Raw genomic sequence first — 17,643 nt, 5'->3', positions numbered from 1 at the left:
AGGCTTCGATGAAGGAGCGGTGGCTGCCGGTAGGCGTGATCGCCGGCGTGCTGTTCGTGATCAACGTGATCGCCCGCTGGGTGGCCAAGGGCATCGACGATCCGGACACCGAGGCCACGGCGGGGTTCATCGCACTGGGCGTGGTCGGGCTCGTGTTCTTCGCGATGGCGCTGTACTGGGGTCGTACCCGGCCGTGGTCGCGGGTGGCCGCCGACCTGGGCTTCGCGGCCCTGGCCGGCTGCCTGCTGAGCATCTTCCTCGGCCCCCTGGCCGCGGGTGAGAGCCCCTTCGTGCACGGCGCGGGCGCGTTCTTCCAGCAGGTCTGGTTCTACGGCGCGGTCTTCGCCGTCGGCACCGGCCTGGGCATGGCGGCCCTGATGGCGTTCGCCGCCGACTACCGCGCCAAGCAGCTCAAGGCCTACGCCGACCGCGCCAAGGCCCACCCCCGCCGCGTCTAGTTCAAAGGAAGGGCACCTTCTTAACGCTCCGCGTTATAGAAGGTGCCCTTCTTAACGCCTCGGTGTGGCTGAGCTGCGGTTTTCTGAGCCGGCGGCCTCGCGGGGCTGCTTCCCCAGGTCGCGTCGGGGTTCGCGTTAACAAGGGCACCTTCCTCTACGCATGGCGATGGGAAGGTGCCCTTGCTTCGGTCAGCGCAGCTGGTAGCGGGTGTAGTGGTGGTGGCGGGTGAAGCCGAGCTTGGCGTACACGGCCAGGGCGGCGGTGTTGCGCGACTCGACCTGCAGGAACGCGTCGGTCGCCCCGCGCTGCGCGGCCCAGCGGGCCAGTGCGCCCATCGACTCCTGGGCCAGGCCGCGCCGGCGGGCTGCAGGGGCGGTCTCGACGCCGAAGACGCCCAGCCAGCGGCCGTCGCCGGTGATGCTGCCGCGGGCACGGGCCAGCAGGGTGCCGTCGTCGTCGTACCGCTGGGCGAAGACCAGCTCGGGCACCGCGGTCAGCACGTGCAGCGCGGCGTCGGGCAGCGGCCCCCAGCCGTCGGCCACCATCGCCAGGTAGCCGGGCGACATGGTCCGGCTCAGCTCGAACCCGTCGCCGGGCGGCGTCACCGCGATCAGCTCGTCGAGCGGGCAGACCTGCACCTCGACCGTGCACTCGGCGTGCCAGCCGGCCTTGAGCAGTTCCCGCTCGACGCTCGCGGCCAGCGGCAGCGGCACGTCGACCTGCGGGGGAAGGCCCTGGCGGCGGTAGAAGGCGACGACGGCGTCGATCGCCTCGGGCAGCGGCAGGCCGGGGTCGCCGACGGGCAGCGCGGAGTTGGCCCGGCCGGTGTAGCCGCCGGCCGCCCGCAGCCGCCAGGCGCCCAGTTCCTCGACCACCGGCGGCGGCCAGGCCTCGGTGGCGGCCAGTTCCAGAGCCGCGATCTCGCGGGCGGTCGGGCCGCGCCGGGCCGGCACGACCTTCGCCCGGTGCACCTCGGCCAGCGGCACGACGACCACTCCGTGGGACGTGGCGACGGTCAACGACGTGTCCGCGACCTCGGTGAGATCACCCAGTACATCGGTGAACTGCGGGCGATCCTCCCGGAATCCGATGAATCTGCGTACCACCACGCGGGACCCGAGATCACTCTTAGCCAACACTGACTACCTACCTCCCTCACCCGGATACTAGGCTTTGACTTGGCCGCGTGGAGCGGCGGAACGTGCACTGTCATGTTCCGTATGAGAGTGCGTGGAGGGACGACCCGTGACCTACATCATCGCCGAGCCGTGCGTCGATGTGCTCGACAAGGCCTGCATCGAGGAGTGCCCTGTCGACTGCATCTACGAGGGCAACCGCATGCTCTACATCCACCCGGACGAGTGCGTCGACTGCGGTGCGTGTGAGCCGGTCTGCCCGGTGGAGGCGATCTTCTACGAGGACGACGTGCCGGAGCAGTGGCGCGACTACACCACCGCGAACTACGAGTTCTTCAACGAGCTCGGCTCGCCCGGTGGCGCCTCGAAGATCGGAAAGATCAGCGCGGACGCGCCGTTCGTCGCGGCCCAGCCCGCCAAGGAAGGCGACCACTGAGCACGCCGGTTTCCGGGCCAGGCCGGCGGAGAGTCTCCGCCGGCCTGCCGGACTTCCCCTGGGACCTGCTGGAGCCGTCGAAGCGCCGCGCCGCGGCGCATCCTGACGGCATCGTGGACCTGTCGATCGGCACGCCGGTCGACCCGGTGCCCGCGGTCGTCCGCAAGGCGCTGGCCGAGGCGTCCGACGCGCCCGGCTACCCGCTGACCGCCGGGACCGTCGAACTCAGGCAGGAGATCACCGCCTGGACCGCTCGGTTCTGCGGGGCCGCTCCAGGGTTCGGCGTGCTGCCCACCATCGGCTCCAAGGAGCTGGTGGCCTGGCTGCCCACGCTGCTGGGCGTCGGCGCCGGTGACACCGTCGTCATCCCCGAAGTGTGCTACCCGACGTACGAGGTCGGCGTGCGGCTGGCCGGGGCGCGGGTGTTGCGGTCCGACGTGCCGCCCCAGGGCGAGCGGCCGGCCCTGATCTGGATCAACTCGCCTGGCAACCCGCACGGACGGGTGGCGTCCGAGGCGGAGCTGCGCGGCTGGATCGCGTACGCCCGCGAGACCGGCGCGGTGCTGGTGAGCGATGAGTGCTATCTCACTCTGCCGTGGACGGCGCAGCCGGTCTCGGTGCTGTCGCTGTGCGACGGGGACTACACCGGGGTGCTGGCGGTGCACTCGCTGTCCAAGCGGTCCAACCTGGCCGGATACCGCGCCGGGTTCGTGGCCGGTGACGCGGCGCTGGTGGGGGAGCTGCTGGCGGTGCGCAAGCATGCCGGCATGATCATGCCCGCGCCGGTGCAGGCCGCGATGATCGCCGCGCTGGCCGACGAGTCCCACGTGGACGAGCAGCGGGCCCGCTACGCCGCCCGCCGCGAGCTGCTGCGGGATGCCCTGCTCGGGGCGGGGTTCGCCATCGAGCACTCCGAGGCCGGGCTCTACCTGTGGGCGACCCGCGGCGAGGACTGCTGGACTACCGTGGACGCGCTGGCCGAGCTCGGTGTGCTGGTGGCTCCGGGGGCGATCTACGGACCCCATGGCGCGAAGCACGTGCGGGTGGCGCTGACCGCCACCGACGAGCGCGTCCGCGCCGCGGTCCAGCGGCTGTCCTGAGCGGTCAGGACGCCGTCACCGGCACCTGGACCGACCAGTAGATCTGCCGCTGCGGGCCGTAGAAGACCAGCGCGACCAGCAGGTCACTCGGTCTCAGTCCGGCCGCGTCCTGAAAGCGGCCGGCGAACGGCAGCGATCGTTCGGCCGGGTCGAGGTAGGCCGTGGTCGCGTTCGAGTAGCTGAGCTGGTCCCCTTGCTGGAGCGGGGCCAGCGCGGACAGCCACGGGTAGCGCCGCCAGGCGTCGTCGAAGCCGCCCCAGCCGCCGCCCCACATGCCATCGCGCTCGGTATAGACCTGCGTCGCGACGCGGTTGAGCCGCTTGTCGATCACGAGGAGCGCGTAACTCCCGGCGGTCGTCGGGTCGGCGGGCACGGTCACGTCCAGCCGCCCGACGAAGGTCCGCGCGTCCTCGCCGCCGAACATGGGCCCGGGACTGGGCACACCGATGGCCGCGGCGTCGGCGTCGAGGTGCTCATCGTCGGTCAGCCGGATCGTGGCGACCGGACGAACCTGGTCCGGGCCGTACGGCGGCCGGTCCCGCCACACGCCGAAGCCGATCGCCGCCACGGTGGCCGTCACCAGGACGGCGGCCAGGGCGGGCGTGAACCGCGGCCGCCCTGCGGGACCCGACTCCCGCCAGAGCACGATCGCCAGGTACAGCACGCCGAGGGCGCAGCCGGTTCCGGCGCGGTTCGCCCACACCAGCGTCTGCCCGGCCAGGCCCTCGGCGAGCACGCCGAACTGCTTGACCAGGCAGAGCCCGCCCAGCAGCACGCCGACCGAGGTCAACGCGGTGATCGCGTGGGCGCGTACCGCCCGGTCGATGCTCGTCGCGTCGCCCGCCCGCGCCCGGCGGCGGGCGATCTGCCGGTTGGCCATCGCGACCACCAGCCCGAGCGCGACCACGGCGGCACCCCACCAGACCACCGGACCGAGGTCCTCGCCGAAGCGGGTCGTGATGCCCGCAGGCGGCGCACCGTCACCGTCGGCAGTCCACGCCTTCGAGAGCGTGACCGCCGTCGCCGTGGTCAGTACGGCCAGCCCGGCCAGGACGAGTGGCACTCGCGCGAACCAGCCTGGGACGTACCAGGCCACTGCGGACCGGTCGAATACGGTGAGCTGGACTGACCGGGTGGTCACGTCCAGGTCGAGCGGCGTTCCGGTGGCCGGGAAGGCTTTCGCCGCCGCGGGAGCGGGCTCGGCGTGAGTCGAGCCGTCCATGGGCAGCGGGCCTGCCGAGCGGTGGATTCGCAGCTCGGCCAGCAGCGCGCCGGCCAGCCAGCCGGCCAGCAGCGGCAGGGCCTCCAGCGACGCGCGCTGCTCGGGCAGGCCCTGCAGCAGCACGATCACGGCGGCGACGAGCGCGCCGAGGGTGCGCCAGTGGCGGGTGTGGCTGAGGTAGGCCACGACCGAGGCGGTGCGGTGCGGGGTCAGGTCGAGGCCGTGCCGCAGGGCGAACCGGGCGACGCGGTTCGGGTTGACGGGCCGGAACGCGGCCAGCATGCATACCAGGGACACGCCCATGATCACGAGCACCGCGATGATCGGAACCGACACCGTTACGCCTTCCGTCACTGACCGAGGGCCGAAATGTAGCGGCCCGCCGCCGGCGCCGCTGCCCCGCCAGGCTGTGCCGGGGTCAGCGGGCGGCGATGCGGTGCGGGTGCAGCCGTTCCAGAAAGGCCCGGTTGGCCTCCCAGCCGTCGACCTGCGGCGGGTCCGTGCCGAGCCAGACCGGCTCCGCGGCCGGGTACGCGTGCAGCTGCTCCTCGACCCCCGCCCGGCTGACCACGACACACGCCTGCCGGTGCCGGGACGCGAGCACGCACAGCCGTCCCGCCTCCAGGTGGAACGCGCTGGCGTCGCGCCGCCCGCTCAGCGGATGCCAGGCCAGCACCACCTCGTACTGCCTGCCCTGCAGCCGGTTGGCGGTGTCGACGGTGACCCCGCTGACGCCCCGGCGCTGCAGCGCGGCTTCGACGTGCGCCTTCTGGTCCCGGTGCACCACCCCGACGGCGACGTCGGCCCGGCTCAGCGGCCGCGGCCCCGACGGGTCCACGGTGGACACCTCGGCGGTGACGAGCTGGTGCACCAGGTCCGCGATGGTCGCGACGAGCGCCGGGTCGGTCCGCGGCACGTGCGCGGCGGGCAGTTCCAGCAGCGCCCAGCCGTGCTCGGCGGCGTGCGCCAGCGCCGGGTGGGTCAGGCTCGCCAGTTCCAGCCGCCGGTCGGTCGGCGCGGCTCCGGCGGTGAACGCGCGGGTGTAGAACGCGTCGGAGATCACCGGTGCGGTGTGCGGGGCGAGCCGCCAGCTCACCGGCAGCGGGATGACGGGCGTGCCGGGGTGGTGGCGCAGCAGGGTGCCCGCGGCGGTGTCCAGCGGCCAGGTGGCCAGCGAGCGCACCGAGTGCTCGTCGGCGACCGTGAACGGGGCGAGCTGTCCCGGGTCGCCGACCAGCAGCAGCCGGTCGAACAGGTGCCCGACGCGGACCAGGGCGGCCGCCGACATCTGGTACGCCTCGTCGATGACGCCCAGCGGCCAGGTGCGCTCGTCGGACTTGACGAACGCCCACTTCGCGGCGGTGCCGACGACGACGTCGCAGCCGCCCAGCTCGCCTAGCTTGGTGCCGGTGCGCACCCGGGTCCTCGGCCAGCCGGCCGGCGGCGTCCAGTCCTGGCCGTGCAGCCGCCCCGTGGACAGCCCGGCCCCGGCCAGCGCGATCACCAGGTCGTCGGCCTGGTCGTTGGTCTGCACCACGATCGGCACGTGCTCGCCGACCGCCACCAGGCGTTTCGCGAGTTCCCGGACCAGCGTGGACTTGCCCGCGCCGGGCGGGGAGTCGACGACCACGGCCCGGTCGGTGCCGCGTACCCGATCCCAGACCTCCTCGATCGCGGCCTCGTGCCGCGCTCCGGCGCTGCTCACCAGAGGCCTCGCGGCTCGTCCGGGGCGGCCGTGGCGGGCGCGGCGACGTCCTCGGCCGGCACGGCACGCGGCTCGGGGACACGCCCCGGCGCGGTGGCCGCCGGGGCGGCGCTGTCGAGGTCGGTGTCCAGGTCGTCGTCCTGTTCGGGGGCGGGTGCCGGGCGCGACGAGCGGGTCGGCCAGGGCAGCTCGTCGGGCAGGTTGTCGGGGAAGTACTGCAGCGGCCCGAACGGGGCGAGCACGATCTCGGCGTCGGCGTCGGGGAGCAGGCCCAGCTTGGGCCGGGTCACCGCGCCGCTGGTCACCATCAGTTCGACGGTGTCGTCGGTGGCGGCGCGCACCACCATGCCGACCTTGCCCCACCACAGCTCGGTGCCCGCGGGCCGGTCGAACGCGGCCGGGGTGCGCACCCACAGCAGCGGCCGCAGCACCGACCGGCCGCCCGAGTTGACGACGGTGTGCTCCGGGTCGCGTTTGATGACGACCCCGGCGACGGCCTCGCCGGTGGCCAGGTAGCGGGCCATGACCAGCGGATCGTCCAGCGCCATCTGCCGCTCCAGGGCGGCCGTGCGGGTCTCCAGCTCGTGCAGGAAGCGGTACGCCGGCACGTCGGACAGCCGCGCGCTGAACGACACCGTGCCCGCGAGCACCCGTTCCCGGTGCCGGGTCCACGACCAGCGGTCCGACTCCCAGCGTTTGGCCACGTGCTCGCCCGGCGGCAGCATCCGCACCAGGTCGACCGCCGCCCAGGTGTCGCGCCACGCCCCGCCGAGCACCTCGGCGGCGGCCAGCTTGAGCCGGCGCACGTCGCCCTGCTCCTTGGCCCGCTCCAGCGCGGGGCGCAGCACGACCTGGTCCCAGGACGGGTCGCTGGCCGGCCCGGCGGGCGGCATCGCCTCGGCGTCGCGGGCGGCCTGCCAGGCGTCGGACCCGGCGGGCGGCTCGATCCAGGCCAGCAGGCGGCCCAGGTGCCCGTCCTCGGTCGGCAGCTGGCCGGTGCGCCAGTGCGTGGTGAGCAGGTCGGTCGCGGTCAGCAGCACGCTCGACCCGGGCAGGTGGCGGCGCGAGGCGATCCAGCCCAGGTGCGCCCCGGCCGCGGCGAGCACCGGGTCGTCGAGGGTGCGCAGGTACTGCCCGAGCAGGCCGACCCAGTGCGCGGTGGCCTCGTTGGGCACCACGATCTGCGGGGCGTCCACGCAGCACTGGTCCACGTCCAGCTCGCGGCCGTTGCCGGTGGCCCGCACCACGGGCTCGGTGACCGTGTAGCGGCTCAGGTAGGTGGCCAGGTCGCGGGCCAGGCCGCCGAGTGCGGCGAAGCGCAGCGCGCGGTCGCGGGGCTCGGCGACGGTGAGCAGCTTGGGGGAGTCGCGGAAGGAGCCGTAGCGGATCGCGACCGGCGCGGACGGCTCACCGGCCAGGTGGTATCCGGTCAGCAGCCAGGGCCGCGGGGACAGGTGCCGGTGTGCCCGGGACGCGGCGGGCACGGCCCGCGCCTGGGACAGCGCCAGCAGCCGCTGGTAGACGTCGAGGCTCACCGGGCGCCCGGCTTCCCGGCGGGACCGCCGGCCGTGCCGGATCGTCCGGCTGAGTCTGTGCCGGGCCCGCCGGCCGGGGCGACGCCGGAGCCGCCGACGGCCCATCCGTACGCCGCCGCCGCGCGGGCCAGCTCGTCCGAGATCGCCTGCTCCGCCTCGCCGTTCGGGGTGCGCTCGCCGTGCGCCAGGGCCAGCGCGTGCGCGGCCGTGCCGACGGGGCCGCACAGGTTCGCCGCCGCGCCGCCCGCGCGGGCCACCGTGCCGGTGTCCTCGGCGTCCCGGCGGCAGTGCGTGTACATCGGACAGCTCGGGCAGCCGTCGCCGAACCGCGCCTCGACCTCGGTCAGGGCGCTGACCAGCGTTTCTCCGCTCGGCTGGGGCAGCCGCAGCCGGGCGGGCAGGTCGACGGCGTCGAGCTGGGCCAGCGACCAGCCCAGGCGGCGCACCTGCGGGGCGACGTCGAGCAGGGTGCCGACGGGCGCCAGGCCGAAGTTGCGCGGCAGCACCAGCAGGCAGCGGCTGCTGACGCGCTCCGGCACGGGAGCGGCCTGGCGGAGCGCGGCCACGACGACGGCCAGCTCGCGGGCGGTGCCGGCGACCTTGGTGGGGTCGGCGTGACCGTCGAGGCAGGCGTACGACCTGATCTCCACGGGGTGCAGCAGCTTGCCGTCACCGGCCAGCACGATCTGCTCCGGGGTGACCGGCAGCCCGCCGAGGCGCAGCTTCGGCTCCCGCCACACCCACAGGCCCGCGCCGACCGGCAGCTCCGACGTCTCGGCGGCGGCCGCACACTCGATGCCGAGGTGCCGCCCGACCAGCTCGGGCAGCCGGGCCGTGGCCAGGTGGGTGAACGTGCCGTCCCGCTCCCGGGCGTACGGGCTCTGCCCACCCGGGGGCGCGCCGATGGCCTCGGCCAGCAGGCCGAGGTCCACCTGCGCGGCGTCCAGGACCTGCCGGCGACGGCAGCCGGGCGCGTCGAGCAGCCCGGCTATCCGTCGCGGGTCCAAGAGGCGCCTCCCGGTGAGGTCAGTCGTTGGCGTGCAGTGCGGCGTTGAGCACGATGCCGGTGCCGGTGCGCGGACGGGCCTCGACCGCGCCGGTCACCGAGTTGCGCAGGAACAGCACGTTGGACGCACCGGACAGGGTAAGCGCCTTGACCACCTCACCGGTGGAGACCAGCGTGACCTTGGTGCCCGCGGTGACGTAGCAGCCGGCCTCGACCACGCAGTCGTCGCCGAGCGAGATGCCGATGCCGGCGTTCGCGCCGACGAGGCTGCGCTGCCCGACGCTGATGGTCTCCTTGCCGCCGCCGGACAGGGTGCCCATGATGGACGCGCCCGCGCCGATGTCGGAGCCCTCACCCACGACGACGCCCGCGGAGATGCTGCCCTCGACCATGGAGGTGCCCAGCGTGCCGGCGTTGAAGTTGACGAAGCCCTTCTGCATGACCGTGGTGCCGGAGGCCAGGTGCGCGCCGAGGCGGACCCGGTCGGCGTCGGCGATGCGCACGCCCGCGGGCACGACGTAGTCGGTCATCCGCGGGAACTTGTCCACGCCGTACACGGCGAGGTGGCGGCCGGCGGCGCGCTCGATCAGGCGCAGCTCGTCGACCCGGTCCGGCGGGCACACACCGGCCGAGGTCCAGGCGTTGTTCGGCAGCAGCCCGAAGATGCCGTCGAGGTTCGCCTGGTGCGGCTGGATGAGGCGGTTGGAGAGCAGGTGCAGCCGCAGGTACGCGTCGGCGGTGTCGCGCGGCGGCTCGGCCAGGGTCGGGATGACCGTGTGCACCCGCGCGACCCGCAGGCCGGGCAGTGCGGGCTCGGCGCCCTTCAGGTCGAGCGCGGAGATGCCGCAGATGTCCAGGCCGAGCTGGCCGGTGGGATACCACACCTCCAGCGTCTGGTCGCCGCTGACGGTGGCGAGACCGAAGCCCCAGGCGGGCCGGTCGGAACGTGTGCTGCTCACGGTGCCCTAGGCTACCCGTATGCCCAACCCGCTGACGCCGCAGGTGCTCGCACCTGAAATCCTGAACGACGCAGTCGCGTTGACCCGTGCGCTGGTCGACATCGAGTCCGTCTCGGGCAACGAGCAGGAGATCGCCGACGCGGTGCAGGAGGTTCTCGAAGCGTGCGCCCACCTGCGGGTGGAACGCATCGGCCACACCGTGATCGCGCGTACCGAGCTGGGTCGCGCGCAGCGGGTGGTCCTGGCCGGACACCTGGACACGGTGCCGATCGCGGACAACTTCCCGTCCACCGTGGACGACAAGATCATGTGGGGCTGCGGCACCTCGGACATGAAAAGCGGCACGGCCATCGCGCTGCACCTGGCGGTGACCTGCCCGGAGCCGCGCTACGACGTCACGTACTTCTTCTACGAGTGCGAGGAGGTCGAGGCGGTCCGCAACGGCTTGAAGATCGTCGGTGACCGGCGGCCGGAGCTGCTGGAGGCCGACTTCGCGGTGCTGCTGGAGCCGACGTACGGCGTTGTCGAGGCGGGCTGCCAGGGCACCATGCGGGCACGGGTGCGCACCGGGGGCGTACGGGCGCACGCGGCTCGCTCGTGGCTCGGCGACAACGCGATCCACAAGGCGGGCGAGGTGCTCCGGCGGCTGTCGGACTACCGGGCCCGCGAGGTCGAGATCGACGGCTGTCGGTACCGGGAGGGCCTGAACGCGGTGTCGATCAAGGGCGGGGTGGCCGGCAACGTGATCCCCGACGCGTGCGAGATCGAGGTGAACTTCCGCTTCGCCCCGGACCGTTCCGAGGAGCAGGCCGAGGCGCACCTGCGCGAGGTGTTCGGCGGATACGAGATGGAGATCACGGATTCGGCGCCGGGGGCGCTGCCCGGCCTGTCGGCGCCGCCCGCGGCGGAGTTCCTGGCTCTCACCGGGGCGACGCCGGCGGCGAAGCTGGGCTGGACGGACGTGGCGCGGTTCGCGGCGCTGGGCATCCCGGCGCTCAACTTCGGGCCGGGCGATCCCAACCTGGCGCACAAGCCCGAGGAACACGTGGAGATCGACAAAATCGAGGCGGGCGCGGACCTGCTTCGCCGCTGGCTGGCAGGTTAAGGCTGGTCAGCGGGCCGCGGCGGGCTCTTCGACCGGCTCGAACTCCTTGGCGTCGACCACCATGGCGATGCGGCGGGCGTGCACGGCGGCGCGGATGCGCTGGCGCATGGCCTGCTTCTGGCGGAGCACCTCGCTGCGGGTCATCACATTCATCGCCTCCCTCGTCGTCGGCCTTATTCAAGCAACGCTGTATGACAACCTTGACGCCACAGCATGGCGAAAAGTTGCGTAATCCGCTGGGAATTTGCTGGGGATGTGCGTGCCGCGTCGTCACGTAAACGAGCGAGCCGGTCTACGGTGATGCCATGACGCAAAGCAACCATCGACGCGAGCGGCACCGCGGCCCGGTGACCCTGCGCCGTGACGCGGTGTCCGCGGCGACTGCGGACCAGGCCCTGCTGGACTCCGCCGGGCGTCCGGATTGGAAGGTCCGCGACTCGTGGCGGACGCTGCGCATTCTGAGCGAGTTCGTCGAGGGCTTCGACACGTTGAGTGACCTCCCCCCTGCGGTGAGCGTGTTCGGCAGCGCCCGCAGCGCCGCCGACTCGCCCGAGTGCGAGATGGCGCAGCGGCTGGGCGCGGCGCTGGCCCGCGCGGGATACGCGGTGATCACCGGTGGCGGGCCGGGGGTGATGGAGGCGGCCAACCGCGGGTGCACCGAGGCCGGCGGGCTGTCCGTGGGCCTGGGCATCGAGCTGCCGTTCGAGCAGGGCATGAACGAGTGGGTCGACGTCGGCATCGACTTCCGCTACTTCTTCGTCCGCAAGACCATGTTCGTGAAGTACGCGCAGGCCTTCGTGGTGCTGCCCGGCGGCATGGGCACCATGGACGAGCTGTTCGAGGCGCTCACCCTGGTGCAGACGGAGAAGGTCACCCGCTTCCCCGTGGTGATGATGGGCACGGCCTACTGGAGCGGCCTGCTGTCCTGGATGCGCGACACGATGCTCGCCGACGGCAAGATCAGCGCGGCGGACCTGGACCTCATCATCTGCACCGACGACGTCGACGAGGCGGTCGAGCACATCGTGCACGCCGACAAGACCCTCGCCGCCGAGCAGCAGGCCATCCGCTCCTCCGGCGGCATCGCCGACTGATACAAAGTAAGGGCGCCTTCCCATCGCTCCGCGGTGGAAAGGCGCCCTTACTTTGTTGGACGAGTTTGGTTGTCAGACGCGTTCGCTGAGGCGGTCGGCGGCGCGGTGCAGGCGGGTGTTGAGTTCGGCTTTGTGTTCCAGGATCTCGAGGTCGATCTCGGCGCGGCGTTTGCGGAGCACGGCCTCGCGCTCGGCGTACTCGGCCTCGATGTCGTGGTTGAGGTCGCGTTCGGCGACCGCGAGCTGCGCGCTGACCAGCTTGTCGTACGTCGTGGAGCCGCCGACGAACTTGACCAGGATCGGCATGCAGTCGACCAGGATGAAGAAGATGCGCACCGCCCAGATGCCGACGGCCAGCACGCCGCTGGAGTCGGCCAGGTCGTGCAGCGCGCCCAGGCGTTCCAGCAGGCCGATCCGGCCCTGGTGGCTGCGCTCCTCGGCGACCCGCTCCTTGACCTTCGTCTCGCGCTCGGCCTCGAACGCGGCGTGCGAGGTGCGGGCCGCCGACTCCAGTTCCGAGATCTGGGTACGCAGGTTCACCAGCTTCACGCCGTTGGCGTCGAGCTGGCGGGTGCGTTTGAACGCGTCCGCCTCGGCGCGCAGCCGGCGGCAGTTGGGGCCGACGCCGCGCTGACCGGTCAGCCCGTCCCCGGAGTCGCCGACGCACTCGCGCCGGGCCAGGTCGTTGATGGCCCGCAGCTGGGCCGAGTCCGAGTCCACCGTCTTGGCCAGCGCTTCGGCGTCCGCGCGGCGGGTGGCCAGCTCGCGCAGCGTCGCCACCGGGGACTGGTCGAAGTTGAAGGTCTCGGTGGCCTTGCAGTCGGCGGGAGCGGCCGGCTCGGTGGAGCCCGGCACCGGGTTACAGGCCTTGAGCCGTCCCGCGAGCTGCGCGAGCGCCTCGGTGCGCTGGTCGGCGACGTGCTGGATGACGGCGGTCTCGAAGATGCGCAGCACCAGCGGCTCGGCGATGATCACTCCGAAGAAGAACGCCATCAGCACGCGCATCATCAGCACCGGCACCCGGCGGAACCAGCCCTCGCCGAGCCGGCTGGAGACCAGCCAGCGGTCCACGTTCAGGATGAACAGGAACCAGACCAGCACCGGGAACACGGCGAGCCAGCTCGACGCGCCCATCGCCTGGGTGATCGCGAAGTACATGGAGATGGCCGCGATGGTCGCGGTGCCGAGCACGACGCCGCCGAGCGAGGTGTACCAGGCGCGTTCCTGGGGCACGCGGTCGAGCAGCCGCTCGTCGACACCGGCCAGCACCCGCAGCCGCCGCCCGAGCTGGGGCCGGGGCAGCCGCCGCGGCGCGCCCTCCGCCGCGCGCTCGGCGGCGAGGTCACCGGTGGGCTCGGGCGGGGTCGCCGGGCCGGATTCGGGGGTACGCCCCGGCGAGGTCGCCGGGTCCGGTTCGGGATCCGGCCGGTGATTGTCGTCCATGGGGTGCACTCCGAGCTCCCTGCGCTGAGGTGGTCCGCTGTCGGTGATGCCGGGTCCATCGTCCGGTGAACACACGCCCGGTGTCTGTCCGGTGGTTGTCGGGGTTGGCCCCTACGTGCGCCGTCGCGGCCCAGGTATCGACTGCGGTCTTCGCAAGGATTTGCGTTGAGAGCGCAACAACCTAATGGCTAGTTGTATTTGCCGTGCCAGCGTTACGAAAAGATTACGCAGAACCTTGTGGTGGGTGACACGGGGAATCTAAAGTCACCTACACCTCCTGGCGTCCGCTCCGCCTCGAGCGTCTCAGGCGTTCCATCGTTCCTCCGTTCCCTCCAGAAACGAGTCTTCGATGTCACGGAGCATCACAGGAGCTGCGGCGGGGTCCCGCCGGCCCCGGCGGTGGGCCCCGATGGCGGTCGCCTCCGCCACCGTCGCCGCCGTCGGTCTCAGCCTCGTCGGCAGCGCCGGCACGGCCAATGCCGCCACCACCGGCGCCGCGCCCGTGGTCACGCGCGCCGCGCTCGACCCGGCCCTCGTCGCGGGCCGCGGCGCCGCCGTCGACTTCCTCGAGCAGGAAGCCGAGAACGCGGCCACCAACGGCACCGTCATCGGGCCCGACCGCGCGGCGTACACGCTGCCCGCGGAGGCCTCCGGCCGCAAGGCGGTCAAGCTGGCCCCCGGCCAGCACGTGGAGTTCACGCTGCCGGCCGCCGCGAACGCGATCACCGTTCGCTACAGCATCCCGGACGCGCCGAACGGCGGCGGCATCCAAGCCCCGCTGAACGTCACCGTCAACGGCAAGAACAAGCAGGTCATGACCCTGACCTCCGAGTTCGCCTGGCTGTACAACCAGTACCCGTTCAGCAACGACCCCACCGCGGGCCTGCTGCACGAGGACTGGTGGATCACCGAGTGCGCGTGCGTGCCGGCGTTCACCGACCCGAAGCCGGTCATCAGCACGCCGTTCCGCCCGATGCACTTCTATGACGAGCAGCGGCTGCTGCTGGGCAAGACGTACCAGGCCGGCGACAAGGTGCGGCTGACCGTGCCGGCCGGCAGCAACGCCGCCTGGACCGTCATCGACCTGCTCGACTCCGAGCTGGTCGGCAAGCCGCACGTGCGCCTGGTGGCGGCCAACGTGCTGGCGTTCGGCGCAGACCCGACCGGCCGCCGCGAGTCGGCCGACGCGTTCGACCGGGCCATCGCGTTCGCCAAGAAGTGGAACCTGAAGGTGTACGTGCCCCCGGGCGTGTACCAGGTCAACCGGCACATCGTCGTCGACGACGTGACGATCGAGGGCGCGGGCAGCTGGTACACGGTCATCAAGGGCAAGGAGGTCGCACTCGGCGAGCCGGCCGAGGACGGCTCGGTGCACACCGGCGTCGGCTTCTACGGTAAGTACGCCGAGGACGGCGGCAGCAGCAACGTGCACCTGTCCGGCTTCACCATCCAGGGCGACGTGCGCGAGCGCATCGACACCGACCAGGTCAACGGCATCGGCGGCGCGCTGAGCGACTCGACGATCGAGGGCCTGTACATCCGGCACACCAAGGTCGGCATGTGGTTCGACGGTCCGATGGACAGCATCACGATCAAGAACAACATCATCGTGGACCAGATCGCCGACGCGCTGAACTTCCGCAAGGGCGTCACGAACTCGCTGGTGCAGCACAACTTCATCCGCAACACCGGTGACGACGGCCTGGCCATGTGGTCCGACGGCGTGGCGGACGCGAACAATGTGTACGACCACAACACCGTGCAGACCCCGACGCTGGCCAACGGCATCGCGATCTACGGCGGCACGAACAACACGGTGTCGAACAACCTGGTCGCCGACCCGATCCGGGAGGGCTCCGGCCTGCACGCCGGTTCCCGCTTCGGCGCGACGGCGTTCGACGGCTACCTGAAGTTCACGGACAACACCGTGGTCCGGGCCGGCACGTACGAGCTGAACTGGAACATCGGCCTCGGCGCGATCTGGATCTACGCGCTGGACAAGACCATCGACGCCGACATCCAGGTGACCGGCGACCACTACCTCGACAGCACCTACAACGCGATCATGATGGTCAGCGAGTGGGGCGTGAAGGACCTGGTCCAGATCCGCGGCGTCAAGTTCAAGGACCTGCGCATCGACGGTACCGGCACCTCGGTGCTCAGCGGCCGGGTCGAGGGCGGCGCGTCGTTCGAGAACGTGGACGCCCGCAACGTCGGCGCGGTCGGCATCAACAACTGCGGCTCGTTCCACTTCACCCCGGCCGGTTCGGAGTTCGTGGTGACCGACCTGGGCGGCAACGACGGCGGCGGCACCACCGGCCCCTGGATGGCCTCCTGGGAGCTGCCGAACACCATCACCTGCGACGACCGCCCGCCGGTCGTCGTGCCCCCGGCGCCGTCCCCCTGGTGACGCCGGGTAGCAGCCACACCGGATGAGGCACGGGCGGGCGTTCGAGTGCACGGACACCGGGCGCCCGGCCGGAAATCCGGTACCCGCCGCGGGCGGGATCCGAGCGGAAATGCGCTCGGATCCCGCCCGCGGCCCTTTTCGCGGACCGTGCCGTGACGGCTTTCCGACGCTCATTCGGGGACCTTCGGCCGTCCAGCCCGGATCGTGCGTTCAGCGAGGTCGCACCCTTCCGAGTGGATACGGATGCGTCCGGATGACCCCGCTTATCGGCTCATTGGGTTATGGAGCGGTTCCGTGCCTGCGTGCGAGGGTGTAACCCGGCCACGATGAGGGGGATCATCCTATGCAGATCAGCAAGACGCGGTTGCTCCGCTCAGTCGGGAGACTGGGTGTGGCCACCGTGCTGGTGGCCGCCGGTGTCGTCGTAGGCGCCTCTCCGGCGCACGCGGTCGCCACCAGGACGGTCGCCTTCTGGAGCATGGACGAGCCGAACGGCGCGACCACGCTCGTGGACAGCAGCGGCAACGGCCGCAACGGCACCATCGGCGACGACCTGACCACGGGTGTCGTCTACTCCGGTGCCACCGGCCATCGCTTCCCGGTCGTGCTGCCGGGTGAGATGGCGTACAAGCCTGGCCACATCAACCGGGTTCCGGCGCACAGCGACCTGAACCCCGACTCCGGTGACTTCTCGCTCACCATCCGCTACCGCAGCACCTACTCCTTCGGCAACATCATGCAGAAGGGCCAGGGCGCGACGGCCGGCGGCTACTGGAAGTTCGAGGCGCCGGGCGGCATCCCGCGCTGCCTGTTCCGGGGCGGCAACGGCGCCTCGCGGACCGGCTACGCGACCGAGTCGATCTCGGACGGGCAGTGGCACACCGTCACCTGCAACCGCACCTCCGCCTACGTCGAGATGTACGTCGACGGTGTGCGCACCAGCCGGGCCAACGGCGCGACGGGCAACATCGCGAACACGTGGCAGCTGTCGATCGGCGGCAAGGGCACCTGTGACGGCGTCGAGGTCACCTGCGACTACTTCATCGGTGACATCGACTACATCAAGATCCTGAAGGGGTCGGGCGGCACCGGCAACACCCCGCCCACGGCTGACCTGGAGCCGTCCTGCACGGGCCTGGTCTGCTCGTTCGACGGCACGGGCTCCACCGACACCGGCGGCGCGATCCAGAACTACGCCTGGAACTTCGGTGACGGCACCTCCGCCGACACCGACAGCCTGGGCACCGCGTCGCACACGTACGCGGCGGCGGGCACCTACAACGTCACGCTGACCGTCACCGACGACTCGGGCAGCACCGACACGGACACGCGGCAGGTCACCGTCGCGCCCGTCGCGGAGCTGATCTCGTTCGTCGGCCAGTCCACCGCGAACGCCAACGCCCTCACCCACACGGTGACGGTGCCGTCCGGCGTCCAGGCGGGCGACCAGCTGCTGCTGTTCCTGAGCCAGAACACGCACGGCACCACCGGCACGCCGACCGGCGGCGGGTGGACCCAGCTCGACCGGCTCGACGGCGGGTACGCCACCACCACGGTGTGGCGCAAGACGGCCACCGCCGGCATGGCGGGCACCTCCGTGCAGGTGACGCTGGGACAGCAGTCGAAGGGCAACTTCGTGCTCGCCGCCTACCGCGGCGTCGACACCGTGTCGCCCCTCGTGTTCACCAACGCCACCGAGGCCACCAGCTCGGCGGCGCGCGTCACGCCCTTCGCGGCCGTGACGGCCGCGCAGAGCTGGGGCGTGTCGTACTGGGTGCACGGCGACGCCGCGTCCACCTCGCTCACGGCCCCGGCCGGGGTGGAGGTGCGCAGCAACTCGTCGCAGACGGGCGGCGGCCGGGTCACCGGGCTGCTCGCCGACACCGGCGCGTCGCTGCCGGCCGGCTCCTACGGCGGCCTCACCGCCACCGGCGCCGCGGCCAGCACCACGACCACCACGTGGACGCTGATCCTGCAGCCGGCGTGACCGCGACACTGTGAAACGGCCGAGCCGGCCACCCCGCCTCCGGGGT

The 17,643-nt window shown here is 72.0% G+C and carries 15 protein-coding genes; 7 read left to right on the top strand and 8 right to left on the bottom strand.

The genetic code is table 11. The features are described 5' to 3' along the window. Window positions 1-8: 8 nt before the first annotated feature. Window positions 9-458, top strand: a complete 450-nt coding sequence (locus Cco03nite_RS21065) for a hypothetical protein (protein WP_203693876.1) — start codon at window positions 9-11, stop codon at window positions 456-458. Window positions 459-647: 189 nt separating this feature from the next. Here Cco03nite_RS21065 and Cco03nite_RS21060 read toward each other — a convergent pair whose 3' ends face one another. Next, the gene (locus Cco03nite_RS21060) at window positions 648-1,598 is read right to left on the bottom strand and encodes a GNAT family N-acetyltransferase (RefSeq protein ID WP_203693875.1); all 951 of its coding nucleotides are present in this window, start codon (window positions 1,596-1,598) and stop codon (window positions 648-650) included. Between the two features lie 106 nt (window positions 1,599-1,704). On the opposite strand from Cco03nite_RS21060, the gene fdxA reads away from it, so the two are divergent. Together fdxA and dapC are read left to right on the top strand one after the other, a co-directional pair. Next, window positions 1,705-2,031 carry a ferredoxin gene (gene fdxA / locus Cco03nite_RS21055; RefSeq protein ID WP_120318129.1) on the top strand — a complete coding sequence of 109 codons (327 nt, stop codon included), beginning with the start codon at window positions 1,705-1,707 and terminating at the stop codon, window positions 2,029-2,031. Next, window positions 2,028-3,131, top strand: coding sequence for a succinyldiaminopimelate transaminase (gene dapC / locus Cco03nite_RS21050; protein WP_239167530.1), 1,104 nt, complete (start codon window positions 2,028-2,030; stop codon window positions 3,129-3,131). Before fdxA ends, dapC begins: the two co-directional genes overlap by 4 nt. 4 nt (window positions 3,132-3,135) lie before the next feature. Here the strand turns inward: dapC and Cco03nite_RS21045 are convergent, their stop codons facing one another. The 5 genes from Cco03nite_RS21045 to Cco03nite_RS21025 form a co-directional block, all read right to left on the bottom strand. Beyond that, a complete protein-coding gene (locus Cco03nite_RS21045) occupies window positions 3,136-4,689 on the bottom strand; it encodes a hypothetical protein (RefSeq protein WP_203693873.1) in 1,554 nt (517 codons plus the stop codon). A gap of 82 nt (window positions 4,690-4,771) precedes the next feature. Beyond that, window positions 4,772-6,058, bottom strand: a complete 1,287-nt coding sequence (locus Cco03nite_RS21040; RefSeq protein ID WP_239167525.1) for an AAA family ATPase — start codon at window positions 6,056-6,058, stop codon at window positions 4,772-4,774. After that, the gene (locus Cco03nite_RS21035) at window positions 6,055-7,593 is read right to left on the bottom strand and encodes a hypothetical protein (RefSeq protein WP_203693872.1); all 1,539 of its coding nucleotides are present in this window, start codon (window positions 7,591-7,593) and stop codon (window positions 6,055-6,057) included. The genes Cco03nite_RS21040 and Cco03nite_RS21035 overlap by 4 nt, the downstream gene beginning before the upstream one ends. Further along, window positions 7,590-8,600 carry a hypothetical protein gene (locus tag Cco03nite_RS21030; protein WP_203693871.1) on the bottom strand — a complete coding sequence of 337 codons (1,011 nt, stop codon included), beginning with the start codon at window positions 8,598-8,600 and terminating at the stop codon, window positions 7,590-7,592. The genes Cco03nite_RS21035 and Cco03nite_RS21030 overlap by 4 nt, the downstream gene beginning before the upstream one ends. 19 nt (window positions 8,601-8,619) lie before the next feature. Beyond that, complete coding sequence (locus tag Cco03nite_RS21025) at window positions 8,620-9,558, bottom strand: DapH/DapD/GlmU-related protein (RefSeq protein ID WP_203693870.1); 939 nt, start codon at window positions 9,556-9,558, stop codon at window positions 8,620-8,622. 19 nt (window positions 9,559-9,577) lie between these two features. Between Cco03nite_RS21025 and dapE the strand changes: the two genes are divergently transcribed. Continuing rightward, on the top strand, window positions 9,578-10,663 hold the full coding sequence (dapE, locus tag Cco03nite_RS21020; protein WP_203693869.1) for a succinyl-diaminopimelate desuccinylase: 1,086 nt from the start codon (window positions 9,578-9,580) through the stop codon (window positions 10,661-10,663). Between the two features lie 6 nt (window positions 10,664-10,669). On the opposite strand, the gene Cco03nite_RS21015 is transcribed toward dapE, so the two are convergent. Continuing rightward, complete coding sequence (locus Cco03nite_RS21015) at window positions 10,670-10,816, bottom strand: hypothetical protein (RefSeq protein WP_203693868.1); 147 nt, start codon at window positions 10,814-10,816, stop codon at window positions 10,670-10,672. 152 nt (window positions 10,817-10,968) lie between these two features. Between Cco03nite_RS21015 and Cco03nite_RS21010 the strand changes: the two genes are divergently transcribed. Then, on the top strand, window positions 10,969-11,757 hold the full coding sequence (locus tag Cco03nite_RS21010) for an LOG family protein (RefSeq protein ID WP_203693867.1): 789 nt from the start codon (window positions 10,969-10,971) through the stop codon (window positions 11,755-11,757). Between the two features lie 72 nt (window positions 11,758-11,829). Here the strand turns inward: Cco03nite_RS21010 and Cco03nite_RS21005 are convergent, their stop codons facing one another. Further along, complete coding sequence (locus tag Cco03nite_RS21005; protein ID WP_203693866.1) at window positions 11,830-13,200, bottom strand: DUF4407 domain-containing protein; 1,371 nt, start codon at window positions 13,198-13,200, stop codon at window positions 11,830-11,832. A 409-nt stretch (window positions 13,201-13,609) separates the two neighbouring features. Between Cco03nite_RS21005 and Cco03nite_RS21000 the strand changes: the two genes are divergently transcribed. Both Cco03nite_RS21000 and Cco03nite_RS20995 read left to right on the top strand, forming a co-directional pair. Next, on the top strand, window positions 13,610-15,610 hold the full coding sequence (locus Cco03nite_RS21000; protein ID WP_203693865.1) for a glycosyl hydrolase family 28-related protein: 2,001 nt from the start codon (window positions 13,610-13,612) through the stop codon (window positions 15,608-15,610). A gap of 391 nt (window positions 15,611-16,001) precedes the next feature. Next, entirely contained in the window at window positions 16,002-17,597 is a 1,596-nt protein-coding gene (locus Cco03nite_RS20995; protein ID WP_239167524.1) for a PKD domain-containing protein, read from the top strand. Window positions 17,598-17,643 lie beyond the last annotated feature (46 nt).

The organism is Catellatospora coxensis, from assembly GCF_016862635.1.
GTDB lineage: Bacteria > Actinomycetota > Actinomycetes > Mycobacteriales > Micromonosporaceae > Catellatospora > Catellatospora coxensis.
The sequence above is the reverse complement of the archived record's forward strand: the minus strand, read 5'-3'. Positions and strand labels throughout refer to the sequence as shown.